General features: G+C 67.6%; 21 protein-coding genes. 12 read left to right on the forward strand and 9 right to left on the reverse strand.

Features of this window, described 5'->3' with window-relative positions; translation table 11 throughout:
- The first annotated feature begins 57 nt into the window (after nt 1–57).
- Complete coding sequence (locus NPA30_RS12615) at nt 58–1,374, forward strand: LGFP repeat-containing protein (protein ID WP_256803055.1); 1,317 nt, start codon at nt 58–60, stop codon at nt 1,372–1,374.
- A 213-nt stretch (nt 1,375–1,587) separates the two neighbouring features.
- Nucleotides 1,588–3,801, forward strand: coding sequence for a primosomal protein N' (locus NPA30_RS12620; RefSeq protein ID WP_372338798.1), 2,214 nt, complete (start codon nt 1,588–1,590; stop codon nt 3,799–3,801).
- Nucleotides 3,802–3,823: 22 nt separating this feature from the next.
- Here NPA30_RS12620 and NPA30_RS12625 read toward each other — a convergent pair whose 3' ends face one another.
- Complete coding sequence (locus NPA30_RS12625; RefSeq protein WP_256803057.1) at nt 3,824–4,660, reverse strand: PDZ domain-containing protein; 837 nt, start codon at nt 4,658–4,660, stop codon at nt 3,824–3,826.
- A gap of 218 nt (nt 4,661–4,878) precedes the next feature.
- On the opposite strand from NPA30_RS12625, the gene NPA30_RS12630 reads away from it, so the two are divergent.
- The gene (locus NPA30_RS12630) at nt 4,879–5,277 is read left to right on the forward strand and encodes an AGROH133_08824 family phage infection protein (protein ID WP_256803058.1); all 399 of its coding nucleotides are present in this window, start codon (nt 4,879–4,881) and stop codon (nt 5,275–5,277) included.
- 12 nt (nt 5,278–5,289) lie between these two features.
- Here the strand turns inward: NPA30_RS12630 and NPA30_RS12635 are convergent, their stop codons facing one another.
- Nucleotides 5,290–5,730 (reverse strand): hypothetical protein, encoded by a 441-nt coding sequence (locus NPA30_RS12635; protein WP_256803059.1) that lies wholly within the window; start codon nt 5,728–5,730, stop codon nt 5,290–5,292.
- 258 nt (nt 5,731–5,988) lie between these two features.
- Here NPA30_RS12635 and fsa point away from each other — a divergent pair, with 258 nt between their 5' ends.
- Nucleotides 5,989–6,639, forward strand: coding sequence for a fructose-6-phosphate aldolase (fsa, locus tag NPA30_RS12640; protein ID WP_256803060.1), 651 nt, complete (start codon nt 5,989–5,991; stop codon nt 6,637–6,639).
- A gap of 36 nt (nt 6,640–6,675) precedes the next feature.
- On the opposite strand, the gene NPA30_RS12645 is transcribed toward fsa, so the two are convergent.
- The 6 genes from NPA30_RS12645 to NPA30_RS12670 form a co-directional block, all read right to left on the reverse strand.
- A complete protein-coding gene (locus NPA30_RS12645; protein WP_256803061.1) occupies nt 6,676–7,770 on the reverse strand; it encodes an NAD(P)/FAD-dependent oxidoreductase in 1,095 nt (364 codons plus the stop codon).
- 30 nt (nt 7,771–7,800) lie between these two features.
- Entirely contained in the window at nt 7,801–9,111 is a 1,311-nt protein-coding gene (locus tag NPA30_RS12650; RefSeq protein WP_256803062.1) for a cation:proton antiporter, read from the reverse strand.
- A gap of 97 nt (nt 9,112–9,208) precedes the next feature.
- Nucleotides 9,209–9,709: a DNA starvation/stationary phase protection protein Dps gene (dps, locus tag NPA30_RS12655; protein ID WP_256803063.1), complete on the reverse strand. Its 501-nt coding sequence runs from the start codon at nt 9,707–9,709 to the stop codon at nt 9,209–9,211.
- Nucleotides 9,710–9,942: 233 nt separating this feature from the next.
- The gene (msrA, locus tag NPA30_RS12660; protein ID WP_372338801.1) at nt 9,943–10,575 is read right to left on the reverse strand and encodes a peptide-methionine (S)-S-oxide reductase MsrA; all 633 of its coding nucleotides are present in this window, start codon (nt 10,573–10,575) and stop codon (nt 9,943–9,945) included.
- A 150-nt stretch (nt 10,576–10,725) separates the two neighbouring features.
- Entirely contained in the window at nt 10,726–11,505 is a 780-nt protein-coding gene (locus NPA30_RS12665) for a succinate dehydrogenase iron-sulfur subunit (RefSeq protein ID WP_256803066.1), read from the reverse strand.
- Nucleotides 11,506–11,680: 175 nt separating this feature from the next.
- Nucleotides 11,681–12,109, reverse strand: coding sequence for a type II toxin-antitoxin system HicB family antitoxin (locus tag NPA30_RS12670; protein ID WP_256803067.1), 429 nt, complete (start codon nt 12,107–12,109; stop codon nt 11,681–11,683).
- 402 nt (nt 12,110–12,511) lie between these two features.
- Between NPA30_RS12670 and NPA30_RS12675 the strand changes: the two genes are divergently transcribed.
- The 8 genes from NPA30_RS12675 (at nt 12,512) to NPA30_RS12710 (ending at nt 19,418) form a co-directional block, all read left to right on the forward strand.
- Nucleotides 12,512–13,072 carry a F0F1 ATP synthase subunit delta gene (locus tag NPA30_RS12675; protein WP_256803068.1) on the forward strand — a complete coding sequence of 187 codons (561 nt, stop codon included), beginning with the start codon at nt 12,512–12,514 and terminating at the stop codon, nt 13,070–13,072.
- A complete protein-coding gene (gene atpA, locus NPA30_RS12680; protein ID WP_256803069.1) occupies nt 13,072–14,601 on the forward strand; it encodes a F0F1 ATP synthase subunit alpha in 1,530 nt (509 codons plus the stop codon). Before NPA30_RS12675 ends, atpA begins: the two co-directional genes overlap by 1 nt.
- A 32-nt stretch (nt 14,602–14,633) precedes the next feature.
- Nucleotides 14,634–15,521, forward strand: coding sequence for a F0F1 ATP synthase subunit gamma (locus NPA30_RS12685; RefSeq protein WP_256803070.1), 888 nt, complete (start codon nt 14,634–14,636; stop codon nt 15,519–15,521).
- A gap of 23 nt (nt 15,522–15,544) precedes the next feature.
- Nucleotides 15,545–16,999 (forward strand): F0F1 ATP synthase subunit beta, encoded by a 1,455-nt coding sequence (gene atpD / locus NPA30_RS12690; protein WP_256803071.1) that lies wholly within the window; start codon nt 15,545–15,547, stop codon nt 16,997–16,999.
- Nucleotides 17,000–17,118: 119 nt separating this feature from the next.
- The gene (locus NPA30_RS12695; RefSeq protein ID WP_256803072.1) at nt 17,119–17,523 is read left to right on the forward strand and encodes a F0F1 ATP synthase subunit epsilon; all 405 of its coding nucleotides are present in this window, start codon (nt 17,119–17,121) and stop codon (nt 17,521–17,523) included.
- Nucleotides 17,524–17,581: 58 nt separating this feature from the next.
- Nucleotides 17,582–18,289, forward strand: coding sequence for a signal peptidase I (gene lepB, locus NPA30_RS12700; protein WP_256803073.1), 708 nt, complete (start codon nt 17,582–17,584; stop codon nt 18,287–18,289).
- Between the two features lie 188 nt (nt 18,290–18,477).
- The gene (locus NPA30_RS12705) at nt 18,478–18,819 is read left to right on the forward strand and encodes a hypothetical protein (protein WP_256803074.1); all 342 of its coding nucleotides are present in this window, start codon (nt 18,478–18,480) and stop codon (nt 18,817–18,819) included.
- A complete protein-coding gene (locus NPA30_RS12710; protein WP_256803075.1) occupies nt 18,816–19,418 on the forward strand; it encodes a hypothetical protein in 603 nt (200 codons plus the stop codon). The genes NPA30_RS12705 and NPA30_RS12710 overlap by 4 nt, the downstream gene beginning before the upstream one ends.
- A 1-nt stretch (nt 19,419) precedes the next feature.
- Here NPA30_RS12710 and NPA30_RS12715 read toward each other — a convergent pair whose 3' ends face one another.
- Nucleotides 19,420–20,127: an aspartate/glutamate racemase family protein gene (locus tag NPA30_RS12715; RefSeq protein ID WP_256803076.1), complete on the reverse strand. Its 708-nt coding sequence runs from the start codon at nt 20,125–20,127 to the stop codon at nt 19,420–19,422.
- Between the last annotated feature and the right edge of the window lie 2 nt (nt 20,128–20,129).

The following is a 20,129-nucleotide window of genomic DNA, read 5'->3' on the forward strand; positions in this document are numbered from 1 at the left end:
GGCGCCGCTAGTCTAAGGCTCTCGTTCAATGCGCGAGGGTCGAAGATGCGTGGAAGCGTGTTGCCTCGTCTCCTGCTGGCGCTCCTTTTCTGTATCGGGGTGTGCACGTCGGCATCCGCCTTCGCCGTCTACGGGGCGATCGGCGACAAATACACCCAGCTCGGCAAGGACCGGAGCCCGGTCGGCGCGCCGCTCAGCGACGAGGCCGACGCGCCCTACGGCGGCCGCTTCAACAACTTCCAGTGGGGCGCCATCTACTGGCACCCGACCATCGGCGCCCACGCGGTCTGGGGCGCGATCTTCGGCAAGTGGAACGAGCTCGGCAGGGTCGGCTACGGCTATCCGATCACCGACGAGACCGGCACGCCGGACGGGCGCGGCCGCTACAACCACTTTCGCGCCCTGCAGATCAACGGCAAGCCGGAGGCGTCGATCTACTGGACACCGCAGACCGGAGCGCACGCCGTCTACGGCGCAATCCGCGCCAAGTGGGCGGGGCAGGGATGGGAGCGCGGCCGCCTCGGCTACCCGGTGAGCGACGAGTATCAGGACGGCAACGGCCGCCGGAGCGACTTCGAATGGGGGTCGATCCGCTGGACCGCTGCCGGCGGCGCGGTGGTGAGCTACGCCGGTTCCCTGCTGCCGCCGACGGGCGGCTTCGGAGACATTGCGATCCGCGGCGTCGAAGTCGCCATGATGGGCCGGCCGATCGGAGGCAACACCGCCTTTCTCAGCGAGATGGAGCTGTGCCGCATCATCCGGTCGAGCCAGGACAGGATCGGCAACACGATCAAGGACCTCGCCCGCGGGCAGATCAACCCGCGGATCCGGCCCTTCAGCATCCGCTCCGACGCGCGCGTGCAGATGTCCCCCAATTGCGGCGCACGCGCCGCGGTCGTAACGGCCTGCGCCGACTCGGCGCGGATCCGGCTCCTGTTGCCGCGCAACGTCTTCTTCATCAACATCACGACACCCGGCCCCCTGCCGGGCTGGGCCGATCCGCGGTTCTCGATCGATTTCGATCTGTCGGCGGACGCGCAGATCATCCTTCCGACGCGCGCGGGCGCCCCGCTGGGACTGGGGCAGGTCACCGTCCGTGCGACGAACCTCCACTGGGACTCGCAAAATCTCACCGGGGATGTCGTCCGCCTGGCGAACTCGATCGCGACGCTGCTGACTGGCAACGACCTGACGGCGCAGTTCACGCGCGATCTCAGCTTTTCCTTCGGCGGCGTCACCACGACGCTGGGCCAGCTCTCGCCGCTGACGAGCCGCCTGCCCGCCAATGCCCGCATCGAAAGCTGCGTCGTCGGCAACGTGCTGCGGCTCGACGGACGCACCGATCCGGCTCCGCCGCCGCTGGTGGTCAGGTAGCCACAGCGAAACCGGTCCGCCGGCTTGGACCGCGTCCTTCTTGTCGGCGCCGATCCGGAGCGGGCGACACGGCGTCCACGGGAATGCTCCTCGCCGCCGAACGGGTGGCTTGCTGCATCGGGCGGACCTTGCCGTAGCGAAGTCGCAGGAGATCGTCGTTTCGGCGCCGCGACGTGGTTTGCGTGGCTCGGCCGATCCGCCTATCTCCGCAGCGTGTCGATCTCGTCCCCATCCCCGCCTGGCCCCATGGGCCAGCTGTTCCCGGCGCAGACCGTGCCGGTGCTGGTCCCGCTGCCGACCGAGCGGCCCTATTCCTACGTCGTCCCGGACGGAATGACGGTCGAGCCGGGCTCGATCGTGCAGGTGCCGCTCGGACCGCGCCAGGTGGCCGGCATCGTCTGGGACGGCCGCACCGACGACGTCGATCCGAAGAAGCTGCGGGCGATCACCCACGTCTTCGACTGCCCGCCGCTCGACGCCGCGATGCGGCGCTTCATCGACTGGGTCGCCGACTATACGCTGGCGCCGCCCGGCCTCGTGGCGCGCATGGCGTTGCGCGCGCCCGCCGCCTTCGACCCGGAGCCCTGGATCGAGGGCATCGCGCCGACCGGCACGGCGCCCGAGCGGTTGACCGGCGCGCGGCTGCGGGTGCTCGATACGGCGCACGAGGCGCCCGCCTGGTCCCGCTCCGGCCTCGCCCATGCGGCGGGCGTGTCGAGCTCGGTCGTCGACGGGCTGATCAAGCTCGGTGCGTTCGAGGCGGTGCGCCTGCCGCCGGCGCCGGCTGTCGCCGCGCCCGACACCGGCTACGGCCGTGCGGCGCTGTCGCCCGAGCAGTCTGCCGCGGCCGGTGCACTGGTGGCGGCGGTGCGAGGGGAGGGCTTTTCGGCGACACTGCTCGAGGGCGTCACCGGCTCGGGCAAGACCGAGGTCTATTTCGAGGCGGTGGCCGAGGCGCTCGACCAGGGACGCCAGGTGCTCATCCTCCTGCCCGAGATCGCGCTCACCCAGAGCTTCATCGACCGCTTCCATGCCCGCTTCGGCGCGCCGCCCGCCGAATGGCACTCCGACGTCGCGCCGCGCCAGCGCGAGAAGATCTGGCGGCAGGTGGCCGAGGGGCGCGTGCGGGTCGTCGCCGGCGCGCGCTCGGCGCTGTTCCTGCCGTTCAAGGAGCTCGGCCTCGTGATCGTCGACGAGGAGCACGATCCGGCCTACAAGCAGGAGGAGCGGACCTTCTACCACGCCCGCGACATGGCGGTGGTGCGCGCCTCGATCGGGCGCTTTCCGGCAATCCTCGCCTCGGCGACGCCGTCGGTCGAGAGCCGCGTGAATGCCGAGACGGGGCGCTACGGACACGTGACGCTCGCCGGTCGCTTCGCCGAAGCCGCGATGCCCGACCTCGCGCTGGTGGACCTGCGGCTCGCCGCGCCGCCGCGCGGGCGCTTCGTCTCGCCGGTGCTGACGACGGCGATCCGCGAGACGGTGGAGCGCGGGGAGCAGGCGCTGTTGTTCCTCAACCGGCGCGGCTACGCGCCGCTGACGCTCTGCCGGGTCTGCGGCCACCGGTTCCAGTGCGCCGCGTGCTCGACCTGGCTGGTCGATCACCGCCTGCGCGGGCAGTTGCAGTGCCACCATTGCGGCTTCTCGATGCCGCGCCCCGAGCATTGCCCGGAGTGCGGCACGCTCGACCATCTCGTCGCCTGCGGGCCGGGCGTTGAGCGCGTGGCCGAGGAGATGGTCACGACCTTTCCCGACGCACGCGTCATCCTCCTCTCCTCCGACCTGCCGGGCGGCGCGCGGCGGCTGAGGCGCGAGCTCGACGCGATCGCCGGCGGCGAGGCCGACATCGTCATCGGCACCCAGCTCGTCGCCAAGGGCCACCACTTTCCGCTGATGACGCTGGTCGGCGCGGTCGATGCCGATCTCGGTCTCGCCAATGGCGATCCACGGGCCGCCGAGCGCACCTTCCAGCTCCTGCACCAGGTGACGGGTCGGGCCGGCCGCAGCGGGCGCAAGAGCCGCGGCCTGATCCAGACCTACCAGCCGGAGCATCCGGTCATGCAGGCGATCGCCTCGGGCGACGCCACCCGGTTCTACGCGCGCGAGGTCGACGAACGGGCCCGCGCCGGGCTGCCGCCCTTCGGCCGGCTCGCCAGCCTCATCGTCTCCGCCGACAGCCGCAAGGCGGCCGAGGAACACGCGCGCGAGCTGCGCCGGGCCGCGCCGCCGGACGCGGAAATCGAGGTGCTCGGCCCGGCCGAGGCGCCGCTGGCGGTGCTGCGTGGCCGTCACCGGTTCCGCCTCCTAGTACAGGCGAGCCGGCGCGCGCCGCTGCAGGCCTACGTGCGCCGCATGGTGGCGACCGCGCCGAAGCCGCGCGGTTCGGTCGACGTCCAGGTGGACGTCGACCCGCAGAGCTTCCTCTAAGCCTCAGGTCCGGTCGGTCACATCACTCGTCGTCGTCGCCGCCGCCATCGTCGCCGCCACCGTCGTCATCTCCGCCGTCGTCGTCTCCGGCGTCGCCGCCGTCGTCATCCATGCCGCCGTCCCCGTCTCCGTCGTCCGCGCCGTCGCCGTCCGACATGTCGTCGTCATCGCCGGACCCGGCGTCGCCATCGCCATCGCCGTCCGGGGCATCTTCGTCCTCGGTCGCGGCGCTGTCGTCCGTCGTCTCCTCCGTCGTCGCGTCCTCGGTGCTCGTTTCCTCGCTGGTCGCCTCGACCTGCTCGATCTCGGTCTCCTCGCTCTCGTAGGACGTCTCGATTTCCTCGGAGTACTCGGAGACGAACTCGGAGTAGGAGAAGGAGCTCGAGCTGTAGCTCTCCCAGGACGCGATGCTGCCGACCGCGATGCTCTCCTCGAACAGGGCCAGCGTGATCACCGCTGCGACCGGCACGATCGCGCCGCCGCGCGCCACGGAGAAGCCATAGCTGGTGGTGCCCCGCTTCAGGCCACGGGCGACCGCGAGATCGAGCTCGACCGGCTTGTTCACCCGGCGGCCGCCGATCTCGGTGAGGACGTCGCCGGGCTTGATGCCCTGCTGCGCGGCGATGCCGCCCGGCTGCACGGCGATCACGAGCAGGCCCCTCTGGCGGGGCTCGAGCCCGAAGGCCTTCACGACCGAGCGGTCGATCGGCATCAGGACCGCGTCGAGTGCCTTCGACACGGAGGGTGCGGGGAGCTTTGCGCCGGCGGCGAGGGCGGCCGTCGGCGGAACGACGGCATACGCCGTCAGGATGTGGCTCGTCGCCACCAGCATACGCAAGGCGCGATAGATCGTCTTCATGGGAAGAGAACTCGGCGGAGGAATTCCGCGAGCTCAGGAGACACCTCGGCGCGATGGCTGTCCATCGTCCGCGCGTGGCCGCACGACACTTGCACGCGGGGTTGCAAAGCTGCCACAGCCGCCGCCGGACGCGGAACTGCCGCAGGCCGAGGTGGACGGCACGCCGGCGATCGTGTTGCCTGCGCGCGCCGACTCACTGCAGCGCCGCGATCTTCGTCATGCTCTTCGTCTTGCCCGAGACCACCGCCGATCTCCTGCCCTTCGTCGCCTCGGTGGTGACGCTCCTGCTCGGCCTGATCATGCTGGTCGCCCCGGCGGCCGGCCTCTGGCTCGGCCTGTTCGGCAGCTATGCCGGCATGGGTCCGGCGATCCCGGTGGCGCGAGCCGACGCGGGCGGCTTCCGGCTCGGCGTCGGCATCATGGGGCTGATGATGTACGACCAGCCCTTCCTGCAGTTCGCGCTCGGTGCCGGCTGGGCGGCGGCCGCGCTCGGCCGCCTCCTGTCTCTGGTCCTCGATCGTGGCGCGATCGGCGCCAACCTCGTCTGGCTGGTGCTCGATCTCGCGCTCACCGCCATGCCCCTGGCGCCGGCTCTCGGCTATGTCAGCGCGTTCTGAGCGCCGACCGGCTCAGCCCTTGCCGGCGGATGCCGGCGCGCTGCCACCCGTCTGGCTCTCCCCGGCCCGGCAGGCATCCGACTGGGTGTTGAGGAAGCCGAAGATCTCCACCTGATCCGCCTGGCCGACGCGCTTGTCCTTCAGCATGCGCTCGGCCACCGGCGGCGAGACGACGGTCGCGATGAGATAGTCGCGCTGCGGGTCGCTGAGCCCCTCGACGGTCTTTTCGGCGAGGCAGTGACAGGCGCCTTCGCTCATGTCCTTCATCTGGATGCCGCAGAGGCCCGTGATCAGCTTCACCTGATCCGGGCTGCCGGGCGCCGGCATCTGGCTCCGTGTCGCGGTGTCGGGAGGCGCATCCGGAACCGTGTCGTCGGCCCGAGCCGGCAGCGTTCCGAGGCTGGCACAGCCCATGAGGCCCGCAGCGACGCCGAGCCTGATCCACTTACGCATCTTCCCATATCCTCCCGTTCGGGGCGCTCTCCGGTGCCTCACCGGAAGGCTAGGGCGTTTTCGGCCGCAAGGCGAGAGGACCGGTCGAAGGCGGGGGCGCTGCCGCCGGTGCGGCCGCGCTGGCGCCTCGCCTCGACGCCTGCGCCCTTCGGGCGATCTGGCAAAGACTCCCGAACATTCCTAGGTACAGGCCATAGCGTCGTCCGCCGGACTCCTGATAAGGGTCGCGCGACACATCCTCACTTGCGAGAGGCACCCATGAAATTCTTCGTCGACACCGCCGACGTCAACGACATCCGCGAGCTCGAGGATGCGGGCCTGATCGATGGCGTGACCACCAATCCGTCGCTGATCCTGAAGGCGAACCGCCCCATGAAGGAGGTGATCGCCGAGATCTGCGAGGTGACGCCGGGCCCGGTCTCGGCCGAGGTTACCGCGCTCGAGGCCGAGGAGATGGTGCGCGAAGGTCGCATCCTCGCCGAGATCGCCGACAATGTCTGCGTCAAGCTGCCGCTGACCCTCGATGGCCTCAAGGCCTGCAAGACGCTGACCGATGACGGCTTCCAGACCAACGTCACGCTCTGCTTCTCGGCGACCCAGGCGCTGCTCGCGGCCAAGGCCGGTGCGACCTACATCTCGCCCTTCATCGGCCGGCTCGACGACATGAACATCGACGGCATGCAGCTGATCGCCGACATCCGTCGCATCTACGACAATTACGACTTCGAGACCGAGATCCTCGCCGCCTCGATCCGCACCATCAACCACGTGCGCGAGGCCGCGCTGCTCGGCGCCGACGTTGCCACCGTGCCGCCGTCGACCCTCAAGGCTCTGGTCAAGCACCCGCTGACCGACAAGGGCCTCGAGCAGTTCCTCGCCGACTGGAAGAAGACCGGCCAGAGCATCTGACCGGAGCGTCGTGACGACGCGGGAAGGCCCGCGTCGTCATGCGCCGTAGCGGCGCTGGTAGCGCCGCATGAACCGCCGGTCGAGCCAGTGCTTCAGCCACAGCATCAACCGGCCGTGCCGCCACTGCCGGCCGCGCATGGCGAGGCCCGTCTCGTCGCCGAGGTCGAGGATCGACAGATAGCGTGCCTGCGGCCGATAGGCCTCCGGCGGTCTGCCGTCGAGGGCGGCCAGCAGGTTGTCGCGCAGGATCGGCCCGGCACGTACGCCGTAGACCCCGATCTTCGGCAGGTCGTAACCTTCGATCGCCGCACAGTCCCCCGCGGCGAAGACCCGCGCATCCTCGCGCGCATGCAGCGCCGTCGTCACCTCCAGTTCGCCGCTCCGCCGGGTCGGCAGGCCGAGCTCCGCCATCACCGGACTGGCGGCGAGGCCGGTCGCCTGCACCAGCACGTCGAAGTCGAGCCCGGCGCCATCCGCGAAGACGATGCGGTGCGGCCTCACCGAGGCGATGCGCCGGTTCAGCAGGATCTCGGCGCCGGCTGACCCCAGCCGCTGCGCCGCCGCTGCGGACGCGCCCGGGGGCGCCTTCGGCAGCAGCCGGTCGGCGGCACAGACGAGGATCACCCGGAAGGCTCGGCGCTCATCCCTCGCCAGCCGCAGGAGGTTTCCCGCAAGCTCGCAGCTCGTCGGACCACCGCCGGCGACGGCGATGGTCAAAGGCCGGCTGTCGGCCAGCAGCGCCTGCCGCAACCGCTGCAGGTTGGCGATCGGCTTCACCGTCCACACGTCGGGCGAGTCGACCGGAAACGGCTGCCGGACCGTGCTGCCGACGTTGAACGAGACGAGGTCGTAGGACGGCCGGCGGCCATCCGCCAGGATCAGGCGCCGTGCCGGGCGATCGAGGCCGGCAACTCGGCCGCACAGATGCGTGGCACCACAGCTTGCCGCGAGCCGCTGCGGGTCGACGGTGTCGGCCTCCTCGCTCGCGGTGCCCGCGAGCATCGCCGAGCCGAGCCCGGAGTACCAGAAGCGGCCGGGGTCGATGACGCACAGCTCCGTGCCGCGCTGCCGGAACGCCCTCGCCGCGAGCAGCACCTCCAGATGCGCGTGGCCGGCGCCGACAAGGATCACCCGGCGCGTCGTCCGTCCGCCGTCCACCGTTCAACCGGCCGTGGGCGCGTGTGCTTCGCGGTCGGCAGCCGGCGGCGGTTCCTCCTCCTTTGGCCGGATGGCGAAGCGGACGAGCCGCTCCAGCGTCAGGCCCTGGACGAGGATCGAGAAGATCACGACGCCATAGGTGGCGGCGAGGATGATGTCGCGCTCCGGGCCGCTCGGCAGCGACAGGGCCAGCGCCACCGAGATGCCGCCGCGAATGCCGCCCCAGATCAAGACGGCGACCGTGCCGCGCGAGAACCGCTCGCGCAGCCGCACCACCTGGAACGGCAGGTAGACCGCGACGCAGCGTGCGGCGAGCACGATCGGGATCGCGGCGAAGCCGACGAGGAGGTGCGAGGCCTGGTACTGGATGACCAGGAGCTCGAGCCCGATGAGCATGAACAGGAGCGCGTTGAGGATGTCGTCGACGAGCAGCCAGAAGCCCGTGACGTAGCGCTGCGTCACGTCGCTCATCGCATAGGCGAAGCCCCGTTCGCCGATCAGGAGACCGGCGACGACCACGGCGATCGGACCGGACAGGTGCAGGTCCTGCGCCAGGGCATAGGTGCCCATGACGAGGGCGAGCGAGATCAGCACCTCGATGGCGTAGTCGTCGATCGCGTGCATCATCCGGTAGGCGACGTAGCCCGTCGCGAGGCCGAACAGGGCGCCGCCGAGCGCCTCGACGGCGAACAGCTCCGCCACGTCGGCGAGGCCGATGGAGCCGCCCTCCGGGCCGCCCACGGCGATTGCCACCACGATGGTGAAGACGACGACGCCGACGCCGTCGTTGAACAGCGACTCGCCGGCCATGTCGATCTCGAGCGTCTTCGGCACCTGCACGGCCTTCAGCGTCGAGAGCACGGCCACGGGATCGGTGGGACTGATCAGCGCGCCGAACACCAGCGCCCATGCATAGGGAAGCTCGAAGCCGCTCCAGCGCAGCACCAGGTAGAAGGCGGTGCCGGCGACGAAGGTCGAGATCACGACGCCGAGCGTCGCCATCAGCCCCACCGACAGGCTGCGGCTCTTCAGCGTGCTCCAGTCGACATGCAGGGCGCCGGCGAAGAGGAGGAAGCCGAGCATCCCGTCCATCAGCGTCTTGTTGAAGTCGATCGACTGGACGGTGTTGGCGAGTTCGGTCGGAAAGCGCAGGGACGGGACGGCGGCGTGGAAACCGACGAGGAGCAGCGACGCGGCAAGGCCGAGCACAAGCAGCCCGATGTTGTTCGGAAGCTTCACGAACAGCCGGTTGGCCCAGCCGAACACGGCCGTGAAGACGAGGAGGAGCGCGGCGAAATCGAAGAGCGTCAGCATCCCGCGATTGTGGCGCCGCGCCGGGCGATGGCAAGCATCGCTGTCGAAGGCCGCGTGCCGGCGGACGGCGGGGAGCCGCCGCCCGCTCCGCCTGCGGTCAGGCCTGGAAGTGGCTCTCCAGGAAGTACAGCGAGATGTCGAGGCCGCGGCCGACCTCGGTGAGGAGGTCGGACGTCAGGTCGTCGCCGGCCTCGTCCGATTCCTCGATGCCCTCCTTCACCGCGCCGCTCCACTTGGCGAAGGAGTCGGCGAGCCGCTTCAGATGGTCCTCGGACTTGACGAGATCGAGCGGGTAGGGGTCGAGCAGGGTGTTCTCGCTCGACGCCTGCACCGTGCCGCGCGCCTGCCCGCCCATCGCGGTGAGCCGCTCGGCGATCTTGTCGACATACTCCTCCGTCTCCTCGTGCAACTGGTCGAACAGCTTGTGCACGGCGATGAAGTTCATGCCCTTGACGTTCCAGTGGGCCTGCTTGGCCTGGTAGCTGAGGTCGATGGCGGTCCCGAGATGCTTCTGCAGCAGCTCGACCATCGACTTGCGCTGGTTCTCGTTCTGCGGGTTCTTGGTCGAGTGCAGGGTGACACCGGTCTTGGTGGCCATGATCGTCTCCTTCGGGTTCCGGATATCAATGAGCCTGACGGCTTCGGACCCGAATCTGGGACGCGCCGCGCCGCCGGCCAGAGGCCGCCGAACGCGACAGGCCCGCGCGCCGTTGCACGACGCGCGCGGGTCAGGCGGCAGGCCGCTGCGGGTCGACCGTCGAGAAGCTGCCGATGGAGAGCGCGCAGGAGCCGATCAGAGGCCGGCGTATCGGCGTCGCCTGCTTCGTCGCCTCAGCTCGAGTGGTCCTTGATGCCCTCATAGGCCTTGTCGCCCCAGACCTCCTCGACCCGCGCGTTGCGGCCGCAGGCGTAGCGGTAGTAGCGATACTTCAGCGGGTTCTTCTCGTAATAGTCCTGGTGGTAGTCCTCGGCCGGGTAGAAGGTCGAGGCGGGGACGACCTTGGTCGCCACCTTCCGGCCGAGATCCTTCTCGATCGCGGCTTCGGAGGCCTGCGCCTCCTTCAGCTGCGCATCGGACGTCGCGAAGATCGCGGTCTTGTAGCTGGCGCCGCGGTCGCAGAACTGGCCGCTGCCGTCGGTCGGGTCGACCGAGTGCCAGTAGGCGTCGAGGAGCTGGGCGTAGGACACCTTGGACGGATCGAAGGTGATGCGCACCGACTCGTAGTGCCCGGTGCCGCCGGCCGAAACCTGGTGATAGGTGGGATCCTTCAGGCTGCCGCCGGTGTAGCCCGAGGTGGTGTCGAGGACGCCGGTGACGTGGTCGAAGTCGGATTCGACGCACCAGAAGCAGCCGCCGGCGAAGATCGCCGTCTCGGTCTTCTGCTGCGCGCCCGTGGGTCCGGCGGCGCCCGCCGCCAGGAGAGTTGCGGCAAAGGCCAGTCCGGTCGCCCGCTTCGCACTCATCTGCATCACCTGCCTCCGATCTCGATCCGGCTCCGACGGCGGCCGAAGGCGCCGTCAGGCAAGCGGATCATAGACCAAATGCCCGGCTGCACGGACAAGACAACTCGCCGCGACGGCCCTGTGAGCCGTCGCCGGGCCAGCGCGAGGGCGTCAGACCCGCCGCTCGACCATCATCTTGCGGATCTCGGCGATCGCCTTGGCCGGGTTCAGGCCCTTCGGGCAGGTCTGCGTGCAGTTCATGATGGTGTGGCAGCGGTAGAGCCGGAACGGGTCCTCGAGATTGTCGAGGCGGGCGCCGGTGCCTTCGTCACGGCTGTCGATCAGCCAGCGATAGGCCTGCAGGAGGACGGCAGGACCGAGATAGCGCTCGCCGTTCCACCAGTAGGAGGGGCAGGAGGTCTGGCAGCAGAAGCAGAGAATGCACTCGTAGAGGCCGTCCAGCTTCTCGCGGTCGCCGTGGCTCTGGCGCCACTCCTTCTCCGGCTCGGGTGTCACCGTCTGCAGCCACGGCTCGATCGAGGCGAGCTGCGCGTAGGGCAGGCTGAGATCGGGCACGAGGTCCTTGATCACCGGCATGTGCGGCAGCGGATAGACCTTGATGGCCCCGCGGATCTCGTCCATGCCCTTGGTGCAGGCCAGCGTGTTGCCGCCGTCGATGTTCATCGCGCAGGAGCCGCAGATGCCCTCGCGGCAGGAGCGACGCAGCGTCAGGGTCGAGTCGACCTTGTTCTTGATCCAGAGCAAGGCATCGAGGACCATCGGCCCGCAGTCGTCGAGATCGACGTAGAAGGTGTCGATGCGCGGGTTCTGCCCATCATCCGGCGACCAGCGATAGATGCGGAACTCGCGCAGGTTGGTGGCGCCCGCGGGCTTCTCCCAGACCTTGCCCTCGGTCATCCTGGAGTTCTTCGGAAGCGCCAACTCGACCATGTCTTCTGTCCCGGCTGCCAGTTTAGAATCGGCGCAAACATAGCCAGTGCGCCGCAAAACGCCAGCAATGATTCGGCCGGAAGGGCCGGCTCGCCGCCGTCGGACGATCGCAGACAAGGCTTGAGATGTGACGACCCCGCTCGGGCTCTCGGCCCCGCCGCGATGCCCGGGCTCCTCAGGCGGCGGCGCGGGTGGTGATCACGATCTCCCGGCCCATTGCGGCGAGCGCCGCCTCGAGCTGCACCAGACGGGAGGCGTGATCGATGTCGAGCAGCCGGTCGACGATCATCGGCTGGACGTCGCCAAGGAGACGCCGCAGATGCGCCTTGCGCATGCCGGTCGCCACCATCGCGTTGTGCAACTCGATCTTCAGGACGGTGATCGGCGGAAAGCTGACGAAGAGCGTCGGCTCCTCGCTCGGCAGGGCGATGGCCCGGCGATCGGCGATCCGCGTGGCGAAGGCGGCCCAGATTGCCTCGCGCACCGGCGAGACGATGTCTGTGTCGTCGTCATCGGCGCAGGTGACCGAGACTTCGGGCAGGAGCGGGCAGGTGATGAGGAGCCGCTCCTGCGGCCCCGCCGCGACGGCGAAGGGATAACGCATGGCCAGATCTCTGCTTGCGAAGGCCTCGACCGATATCGGCGAACGCATCCGCATGGGTCCGCGATCCCTCGCATGCTCGCGATGGGAGTGCAACAGTTTTGTTGCATCGGTTTGTGGTTGCGGCGGGCGCTCGGCCACGACGTCTCTTCCACCGTTCCCGCCCCGCGGCGCGCGGCGGCTCTAAGGCTCCGCACGTGAGGTCGGGCGGATTGTCGCATTTCCGGGCGCACCGCGTGTTGTCGACGGCAAAACCCTATGCTAGAGGGTCCACAACTCCGCTGGCGCGAGGCTTTCCACGGCTTCGGGGCGGGAGGAAAATCAACGGTTTCAACGGCTTGATCCTCACCGCCGCAAGCGGCGCCGGTCGGTCTTGAACAGAAAACGGAAGAAAAGCGGACGTCCGTGGCTGAATCATCCTCTCCTGTCTCAGGAGTCGCAGAACGCTACGCCCAGTCGCTCTTCGAGCTCGCTCGCGACGAGGGCTCGATCGACACGGTCGAGTCGGAACTCACCCAGTTTCAGGCGCTGATCGACGAGGATGCCGACTTCCGGCGCCTGGTCGAGAGCCCGGCGTTCACCTCCGACGAGCAGTCGCGCGCCATCGCGGCGATCGTTCAGGCGGTCGGTGCGAGCGCGCTCACCGGCAACTTCCTCAAGGTGGTCGCCGGCAACCGGCGGCTCTTCGTGCTGCCCGGCATGATCCGGGCGTTTCGCCAGCTTGCCGCCGCTGCGCGCGGCGAGGTCGAGGCCGAGGTGACGAGCGCTCGGCCCCTGACCGACGCCCAGCGCGGCGAGCTTGCCGACGCCCTCGGCAGCTACTCCGGCAAGACCGTGAAGATGCGTGAGCGGGTCGATCCCGCGATCCTCGGCGGCGTCGTCGTCAAGATCGGGTCGCGTCAGATCGACACCTCGCTCCGCACCAAACTCAACTCCCTTAAGCTCGCGCTGAAAGAGGTCGGCTGATGGAAATCCGCGCCGCGGAAATCTCCGCAATTCTCAAGAACCAGATCAAGAATTTCGGCAGCGAGGCCGAGGTCTCGGAAGTCGGCCAGGTGCTTTCCGTCGGTGACGGCATCGCCCGCGTCTATGGTCTCGACAGCTGCCAGGCCGGCGAGATGCTCGAGTTCCCCGGCGGCATCCGCGGCATGGCGCTGAACCTTGAGTCCGACAATGTTGGCGTCGTGATCTTCGGCTCGGACCGCGACATCAAGGAAGGCGACACGGTCAAGCGCACCGGCGCCATCGTGGAAGTGCCGGTCGGCAAGGGCCTGCTCGGCCGCGTCGTCGACGGTCTCGGCAATCCGATCGACGGCAAGGGCCCGATCGACTCCACCGAGCGCCGCCGCGTCGACGTGAAGGCGCCGGGCATCATCCCTCGCAAGTCGGTGCACGAGCCGATGTCGACGGGCATCAAGGCGATCGACGCGCTGATCCCGATCGGCCGCGGCCAGCGCGAGCTGGTCATCGGCGACCGCCAGACCGGCAAGACCGCGATCCTTCTGGACACCTTCCTGAACCAGAAGCCGGCCCACGACGAGGGTCGCGAGAACGACAAGCTCTACTGCATCTACGTCGCCGTCGGCCAGAAGCGCTCGACCGTCGCGCAGTTCGTCCGCACGCTCGAAGAGCGCGGCGCCATGCAGTACTCGATCGTCATCGCGGCGACGGCCTCGGACCCGGCGCCGATGCAGTACATCGCGCCGTTCACCGGCTGCGCCATGGGCGAGTTCTTCCGCGACAACGGCATGCATGCCGTGATCGGCTACGACGACCTGTCCAAGCAGGCCGTCGCCTACCGCCAGATGTCGCTCCTGCTGCGCCGCCCGCCGGGCCGTGAGGCTTATCCGGGCGACGTGTTCTACCTGCACTCGCGCCTGCTCGAGCGGGCCGCCAAGCTCTCCGACGCCCACGGCGCCGGTTCGCTGACTGCGCTGCCGGTCATCGAGACGCAGGGCGGCGACGTGTCGGCCTTCATTCCGACCAACGTGATCTCGATCACCGACGGCCAGATCTTCCTCGAGACCAACCTGTTCTACCAGGGCATTCGCCCGGCGGTGAACGTCGGCCTCTCGGTCTCGCGCGTCGGCTCGTCGGCCCAGATCAAGGCGATGAAGCAGGTCGCCGGCTCGATCAAGGGCGAGCTCGCGCAGTACCGCGAGATGGCGGCGTTCGCGCAGTTCGGTTCCGACCTCGACGCCTCGACCCAGCGCCTCCTGAACCGGGGCGCGCGCCTGACCGAGCTCCTCAAGCAGCCGCAGTTCTCGCCGCTGAAGACGGAGGAGGAGGTCGCGGTGATCTTCGCCGGCACCCAGGGCTATCTCGACAAGCTCAAGGTGTCGCAGGTCGGCGAGTTCGAGCAGGGTCTGCTCAATTCGCTGCGCAGCGAGCACAAGGGCGTGCTCGACACCATCGCCACCGAGAAGCAGCTGTCGGACGACACCCGCGGCAAGCTGAAGTCGGCGATCGACGCCTACGCCAAGACCTTCGCCTGACCAGTCGTTCGAGCGAAGGAAGAAGGTAGCCCATGCCGTCGCTAAAGGACCTGCGCAACCGTATCGCCTCCGTGAAGGCGACGCAGAAGATCACCAGGGCCATGCAGATGGTCGCGGCGGCCAAGCTCCGCCGTGCCCAGGATGCGGCCGAGGCGGCGCGCCCCTATGCCGAGCGCATGGCCGCGGTGCTCGCCAACATCGCCGGTGCGATGGAGGGCGACGCGCCGTTGCTGATGACCGGCACCGGCAAGGACGACGTGCATCTGCTCGTCGTCTTCACCGCCGAGCGCGGCCTCGCCGGCGCCTTCAACGCCTCGATCGTGCGCCTGGCGCGCGAGCACGGCCGCAGGCTCGAGGCCTCCGGCAAGACGGTGAAGTACATGGTCGTCGGCAAGAAGGGCTACGACCTGATGCGCCGCGACGTCGGCAGCAAGATCGTCGACCGGCGCGACCTGCGCGAGGTCCGGCAGATCGGCTTTGCCAATGCCGACGCCATCGGCGCCAAGGTCATCGAGATGTTCGAGACGGGCGAGTTCGACGTCGCGACGATCTTCTTCTCGGCGTTCAAGAACGTCATCACCCAGGTGCCGACGGCCCAGCAGGTGATCCCGGCCGCGGTCGCCTCCGAAGAGGGTGCCGAGGCCGTGCGCGAGGCGGCGGGCGGCGCCGTCTACGAGTACGAGCCGGATCCGGCCGAGATCCTCGCCGATCTCATCCCGCGCAACATCAAGATCCAGATCTTCCGCGCGCTGCTCGAGAACGCCGCGTCCGAGCAGGGCGCACGGATGAGCGCGATGGACAACGCGACCCGCAATGCCGGCGACATGATCAACAAGCTGTCGCTCTCCTACAACCGGCAGCGGCAGGCGCAGATCACGACCGAACTCATCGAAATCATCGCGGGCGCCGAAGCGCTCTAAGCATCGAGAAGGAGGCCCCGAGGGTGGCTGACACGATTAGCACTACCGGCCAGAAGACCGGCCGCATCGCGCAGGTCATCGGCGCCGTCGTCGACGTCGAGTTCGACGAGCATCTGCCGGAGATCCTGAACGCGCTCGAGACCGACAACAACGGCACGCGGCTGGTGCTCGAGGTGGCCCAGCATCTCGGCCAGAACACCGTCCGCACCATCGCGATGGATCTCACCGAGGGACTGGTGCGCGGCCAGGCGGTTAGCGACACCGGCGGCCCGATCACGGTGCCGGTCGGCGACGAGACGCTCGGTCGCATCATGAACGTTATCGGCGAGCCGATCGACGAGGTCGGCCCGATCAACGCCGAACAGAAGCGCGCCATCCACCAGCCGGCCCCGCCCTACATCGAGCAGTCGCCGGAAAGCCAGATCCTCGTCACCGGCATCAAGGTGATCGACCTGCTCGCGCCGTATGCCCGCGGCGGCAAGATCGGCCTGTTCGGCGGCGCCGGCGTCGGCAAGACCGTGCTGATCCAGGAGCTGATCAACAACGTCGCGAAGGCGCATGGCGGCTACTCGGTGTTCGCCGGCGTCGGCGAGCGCACCCGCGAGGGCAACGATCTCTATCACGAGATGATCGAGTCCGGCGTCAACAAGGACCCGCACGAGAACAACGGCTCGACCGCCGGTTCGAAGGCCGCGCTGGTCTACGGCCAGATGAACGAGCCGCCCGGTGCGCGCGCCCGCGTCGCGCTGTCGGGCCTGACGATCGCCGAGCACTTCCGCGACCAGGGCCAGGACGTGCTGTTCTTCGTCGACAACATCTTCCGCTTCACCCAGGCGGGTTCGGAAGTGTCGGCGCTGCTCGGCCGCATTCCCTCGGCGGTGGGCTATCAGCCGACGCTCGCCACCGACATGGGCGCGATGCAGGAGCGCATCACCACCACGACCAAGGGCTCGATCACCTCGGTGCAGGCCATCTACGTGCCGGCCGACGACCTGACCGACCCGGCGCCGGCCACCTCCTTCGCGCACCTCGACGCGACGACGACGCTGAACCGCGCGATCTCCGAGAAGGGCATCTACCCGGCGGTGGATCCGCTCGACTCGACCTCGCGCATCCTGTCGCCGATGATCGTCGGCGAGGAGCACTACACGGTCGCGCGCCAGGTCCAGCAGATCCTGCAGAAGTACAAGTCGCTGCAGGACATCATCGCGATCCTGGGCATGGACGAGCTGTCGGAAGAGGACAAGCTCACGGTCGCCCGCGCCCGCAAGATCGAGCGCTTCCTGTCGCAGCCCTTCTTCGTCGCCGAGGTGTTCACCAACACCCCGGGTCAGCTGGTCCCGCTCGAGGACACGATCCGCTCGTTCAAGGGCCTCGTCAACGGCGACTACGATCACCTGCCGGAGTCGGCCTTCTACATGGTCGGCTCGATCGACATGGCGATCGAGAAGGCCGAGAAGATGGCCAAGGCCGCCTGAGCGGCTGAGCGCGTCGAGGGGCCGGCGGCTGCCGGCTCCATGAGAACGACCTGAGAAAGCCGGCGCGCCGGCTTTCGCTTTATCGGCGACCTCCAGCGTCGCGACACGGGATGGGCAGGATGGCCGACAGCTTCAAGTTCGAACTCGTTTCGCCCGAGCGGCTCCTGATGTCGGAGGACGTCACTGCCGTCGTGGTGCCGGGCACGGAAGGCTACCTGACCGTCATGGCCGGCCACGCGCCGCTGATGACGACGCTGAAGCCCGGTGTGGTGGAGGCGACCACCAGCGGCGGCGCCCAGCGCCGCATCTATGTGCGCGGCGGCTTTGCCGACATTTCGATGCAGGGCTTCACCCTCCTCGCCGAAACGGCGACGCCGGTCGAGGACCTGAAGCCGGAGGATCTCGACCAGCAGATCCGCAACGCCGAGGAAGACGTGGCGGACGCCGACACGCCGGAAAAGCGTTCGCATGCCGAAGCTCAGCTCGGCCAGCTCAGGGACGCCCGCGCCGCCATCGGCATGTGACCGCCGGCGCGCTAGATGTCCGGCGGCGGTCGCTTCAGGCCGCCATCGGAGTTCAGACATGCGGCGTGCCCTGATACCGGTCCTGTTCCTGCTTCTCTGTCCGGCGGGTCCGGCTTTCGCAGTCGAGACCATCACCATCCCCGGCGACTCGATGCTGCCGACGCTCGGCGCCGGTGACGTGGTCACGGCCGGCTTCGACGGCGTTGACGACGACGCGCGTGCGCAAGATGCGACCGCGGCGCAGGCGCGCGATCCAGCCTCGGCGCTGAAGCGCGGGGACATCCTCGTCTTCCGCACGCCGGATGGATCAACTCAAGTCGATCGTCTCATCGGTCTGCCCGGGGATCGCGTGCAGATGCAGGGCGGCATCGTGGTGCTGAACGCCGTGCCGCTGCGCACCGAACTGGTCCAGTCGCTCGCGGGGGCCTGCATGCCGGGGCGCGACTGCAGCTTCCTGCGCGAGACATTGCCCGGCGGGCGCAGCTACGTCATTGAGCGTACGGCGGCACACGCAGGGGGCGACGAGACGGCCGAGGTCACGGTGACCGCTGGCCACTACTTCGTCCTCGGCGACAATCGCAACAACTCGCTCGACAGCCGCTTCGTGGGGACGACGGCCGAAGCCCGGAACTTCTTTCCGGACGGCCTGGTGCCGGAGGACGCGGTCCTCGGGTATCTCAAGCTCATCCTCTACAGCGCTCGCGCGGGAGACGTCGCTCAGCGCCTGGCGGGTTTCCCGAACGCTCAGGCGCTGGCGCGCCAGTGAGTTAGGACGAACAAGCTCGGGCCTTGGATAGCTTGAGTGATTGCGTCGGTGGCGCCGCCGAATAGTTCTGTGGCGGTGCCCAGCGTATCTCCGATTCACCACTAGACGTGCTGCCTTAGGCCTAGGCAATTCTCGTGACGTGTGGTATTGCAATAGTGCAATCGGAGATTGGGGGTGGGGGGGGGACGGTGTTCGCGCTCAAGATCAATGATCCTGTCGTCCTCATACCCGACATCAACACTGGCGTGACGGCTGCGGCATCGTCCAATCAAGAACTGGAGGCAGACGTCTACAAAGATGTCAACAGAACTCCTGCTAGATACCTCAAGCAAGACATTATGCCGCCGACAAGTAGCTCCTTGCGGACGCAAATTAATGGCGAATTCGTAGCCATAAAGTTTGACCACGATGGCAACAAGCGGGTAGCGACATTTCACTATGCATCGGGGGACATATATTATCACAAAGTCAAAAATGGTGTACGTATAACGCGCTATATGAGTGGAAGGGTAAAGCGTGAGGTTCTTTGACGCTTTACGAAAAGACGGACGTTATATTAAATATTATAAATATATCGATATCCTATGTCACCCTCGTTATTGCGATAAATGCCCTGAGCGCGTGGAAACAGCAGGTGGATTACTCGACGATGTCGGAGGTCCGCACCGGCGCGCTGCGACAACTTATGATACTTGATGCTGCTCTTCAATCAGCGTTCGGGCCCGATTTTCAAACGATGCTGCCGTTATCTGATCCTTACAAATCGCTGATAGACGAAGAAAAGTCTAAGCCTAGAGCATTTGACGCGATGTATCACACCATATATTATGCAAATAAGGCATTCGAGAGTCTTGATGCTATAGGTGAAATTAGAGTATTTCTGGGCCATTCCGATAAAACAAAGTTTGATGATGTCCGGGGACGAGTATTGTATGAGGTCGATAAGCTAAGGCGATTTGCAGACCAGATGATCAGAAGCGAAATGGTTCGCGGCGCCGCTGACGAAGGCGAGAAGGCACTATGGAATGACTACATAATTGATAGAGAAGGACGACATAGGGCTCAGATGTCAGCGTTGACATCAGAGATCCTGGCGATAATTAACAGTCTTCCGAATCTTTCTGCATAGCTTAAGCTAAGCGGCAATATTCGAGCGCCCGCTCGACGGCCGCCGTCGCGTGCAGCGCCGTCGTGTCGAACAGCGGCAGGTCCGAGTCCTGCGGGCGCAGCAGCAGGGTGATCTCGGTGCAGCCCATGATGATCGCTTCGGCGCCCTGTTCGGCGAGGCGCTCGATCACGCCGCGATAGATCGCCCGGGACTCCTCGCGCACGGTGCCGAAGACAAGCTCGTCGTAGATGATCCGGTGCACCTCTGCCCGGTCCTCGGCCTCCGGAACGAGCACGTCCAGCCCGTGGCGCTCCGTCAGCCGGCCGCGATAGAAGTCCTGCTCCATCGTGAAGCGCGTGCCGAGCAGGCCGACCCGCGTGACGCCTGCCTGCTGCAGCGCCTCGGCCGTCGGATCGGCGATGTGGAGGACCGGCAGCCCGCTCATCGCCGCGATCACGTCGGCGACCCGGTGCATCGTGTTCGTCGCGATCACCAGGAAGGCCGCGCCCGCCGCCGCGAGACCCTTGGCGGCCTCGCCGAGGATTGCCGCCATTGCCGGCCAGTCGCCCGTCCGCTGCAGCGCTTCGATCTCGGCGAAGTCGACCGAATGAAGCACGAGGCGGGCCGAGCTGTGCCCGCCGAGCCGTTCCCGGCAGTGCTCGTTCATCAGCTTGTAATAGAGCGCCGTCGATTCCCAGCTCATGCCGCCGAGGATGCCGATGAGCTGCATGG

This window comes from Mangrovibrevibacter kandeliae (assembly GCF_024519155.1).
GTDB classification, from domain to species: Bacteria; Pseudomonadota; Alphaproteobacteria; order Rhizobiales; family Rhizobiaceae; genus Mangrovibrevibacter; species Mangrovibrevibacter kandeliae.

Bases quoted from the DNA above. Each gene is read 5' to 3' on its own strand.
- NPA30_RS12625 (WP_256803057.1), bottom strand. From the start codon at position 4,660: ATGAAGACGATCTATCGCGCCTTGCGTATGCTGGTGGCGACGAGCCAC.
- NPA30_RS12630 (WP_256803058.1), top strand. From the start codon at position 4,879: ATGCTCTTCGTCTTGCCCGAGACCACCGCCGATCTCCTGCCCTTCGTC.
- NPA30_RS12635 (WP_256803059.1), bottom strand. From the start codon at position 5,730: ATGCGTAAGTGGATCAGGCTCGGCGTCGCTGCGGGCCTCATGGGCTGT.
- fsa (WP_256803060.1), top strand. From the start codon at position 5,989: ATGAAATTCTTCGTCGACACCGCCGACGTCAACGACATCCGCGAGCTC.
- NPA30_RS12650 (WP_256803062.1), bottom strand. From the start codon at position 9,111: ATGCTGACGCTCTTCGATTTCGCCGCGCTCCTCCTCGTCTTCACGGCC.
- dps (WP_256803063.1), bottom strand. From the start codon at position 9,709: ATGGCCACCAAGACCGGTGTCACCCTGCACTCGACCAAGAACCCGCAG.
- msrA (WP_372338801.1), bottom strand. From the start codon at position 10,575: ATGAGTGCGAAGCGGGCGACCGGACTGGCCTTTGCCGCAACTCTCCTG.
- NPA30_RS12665 (WP_256803066.1), bottom strand. From the start codon at position 11,505: ATGGTCGAGTTGGCGCTTCCGAAGAACTCCAGGATGACCGAGGGCAAG.
- NPA30_RS12670 (WP_256803067.1), bottom strand. From the start codon at position 12,109: ATGCGTTATCCCTTCGCCGTCGCGGCGGGGCCGCAGGAGCGGCTCCTC.
- atpA (WP_256803069.1), top strand. From the start codon at position 13,072: ATGGAAATCCGCGCCGCGGAAATCTCCGCAATTCTCAAGAACCAGATC.
- NPA30_RS12685 (WP_256803070.1), top strand. From the start codon at position 14,634: ATGCCGTCGCTAAAGGACCTGCGCAACCGTATCGCCTCCGTGAAGGCG.
- NPA30_RS12695 (WP_256803072.1), top strand. From the start codon at position 17,119: ATGGCCGACAGCTTCAAGTTCGAACTCGTTTCGCCCGAGCGGCTCCTG.
- lepB (WP_256803073.1), top strand. From the start codon at position 17,582: ATGCGGCGTGCCCTGATACCGGTCCTGTTCCTGCTTCTCTGTCCGGCG.
- NPA30_RS12715 (WP_256803076.1), bottom strand. From the start codon at position 20,127: ATGCAGCTCATCGGCATCCTCGGCGGCATGAGCTGGGAATCGACGGCG.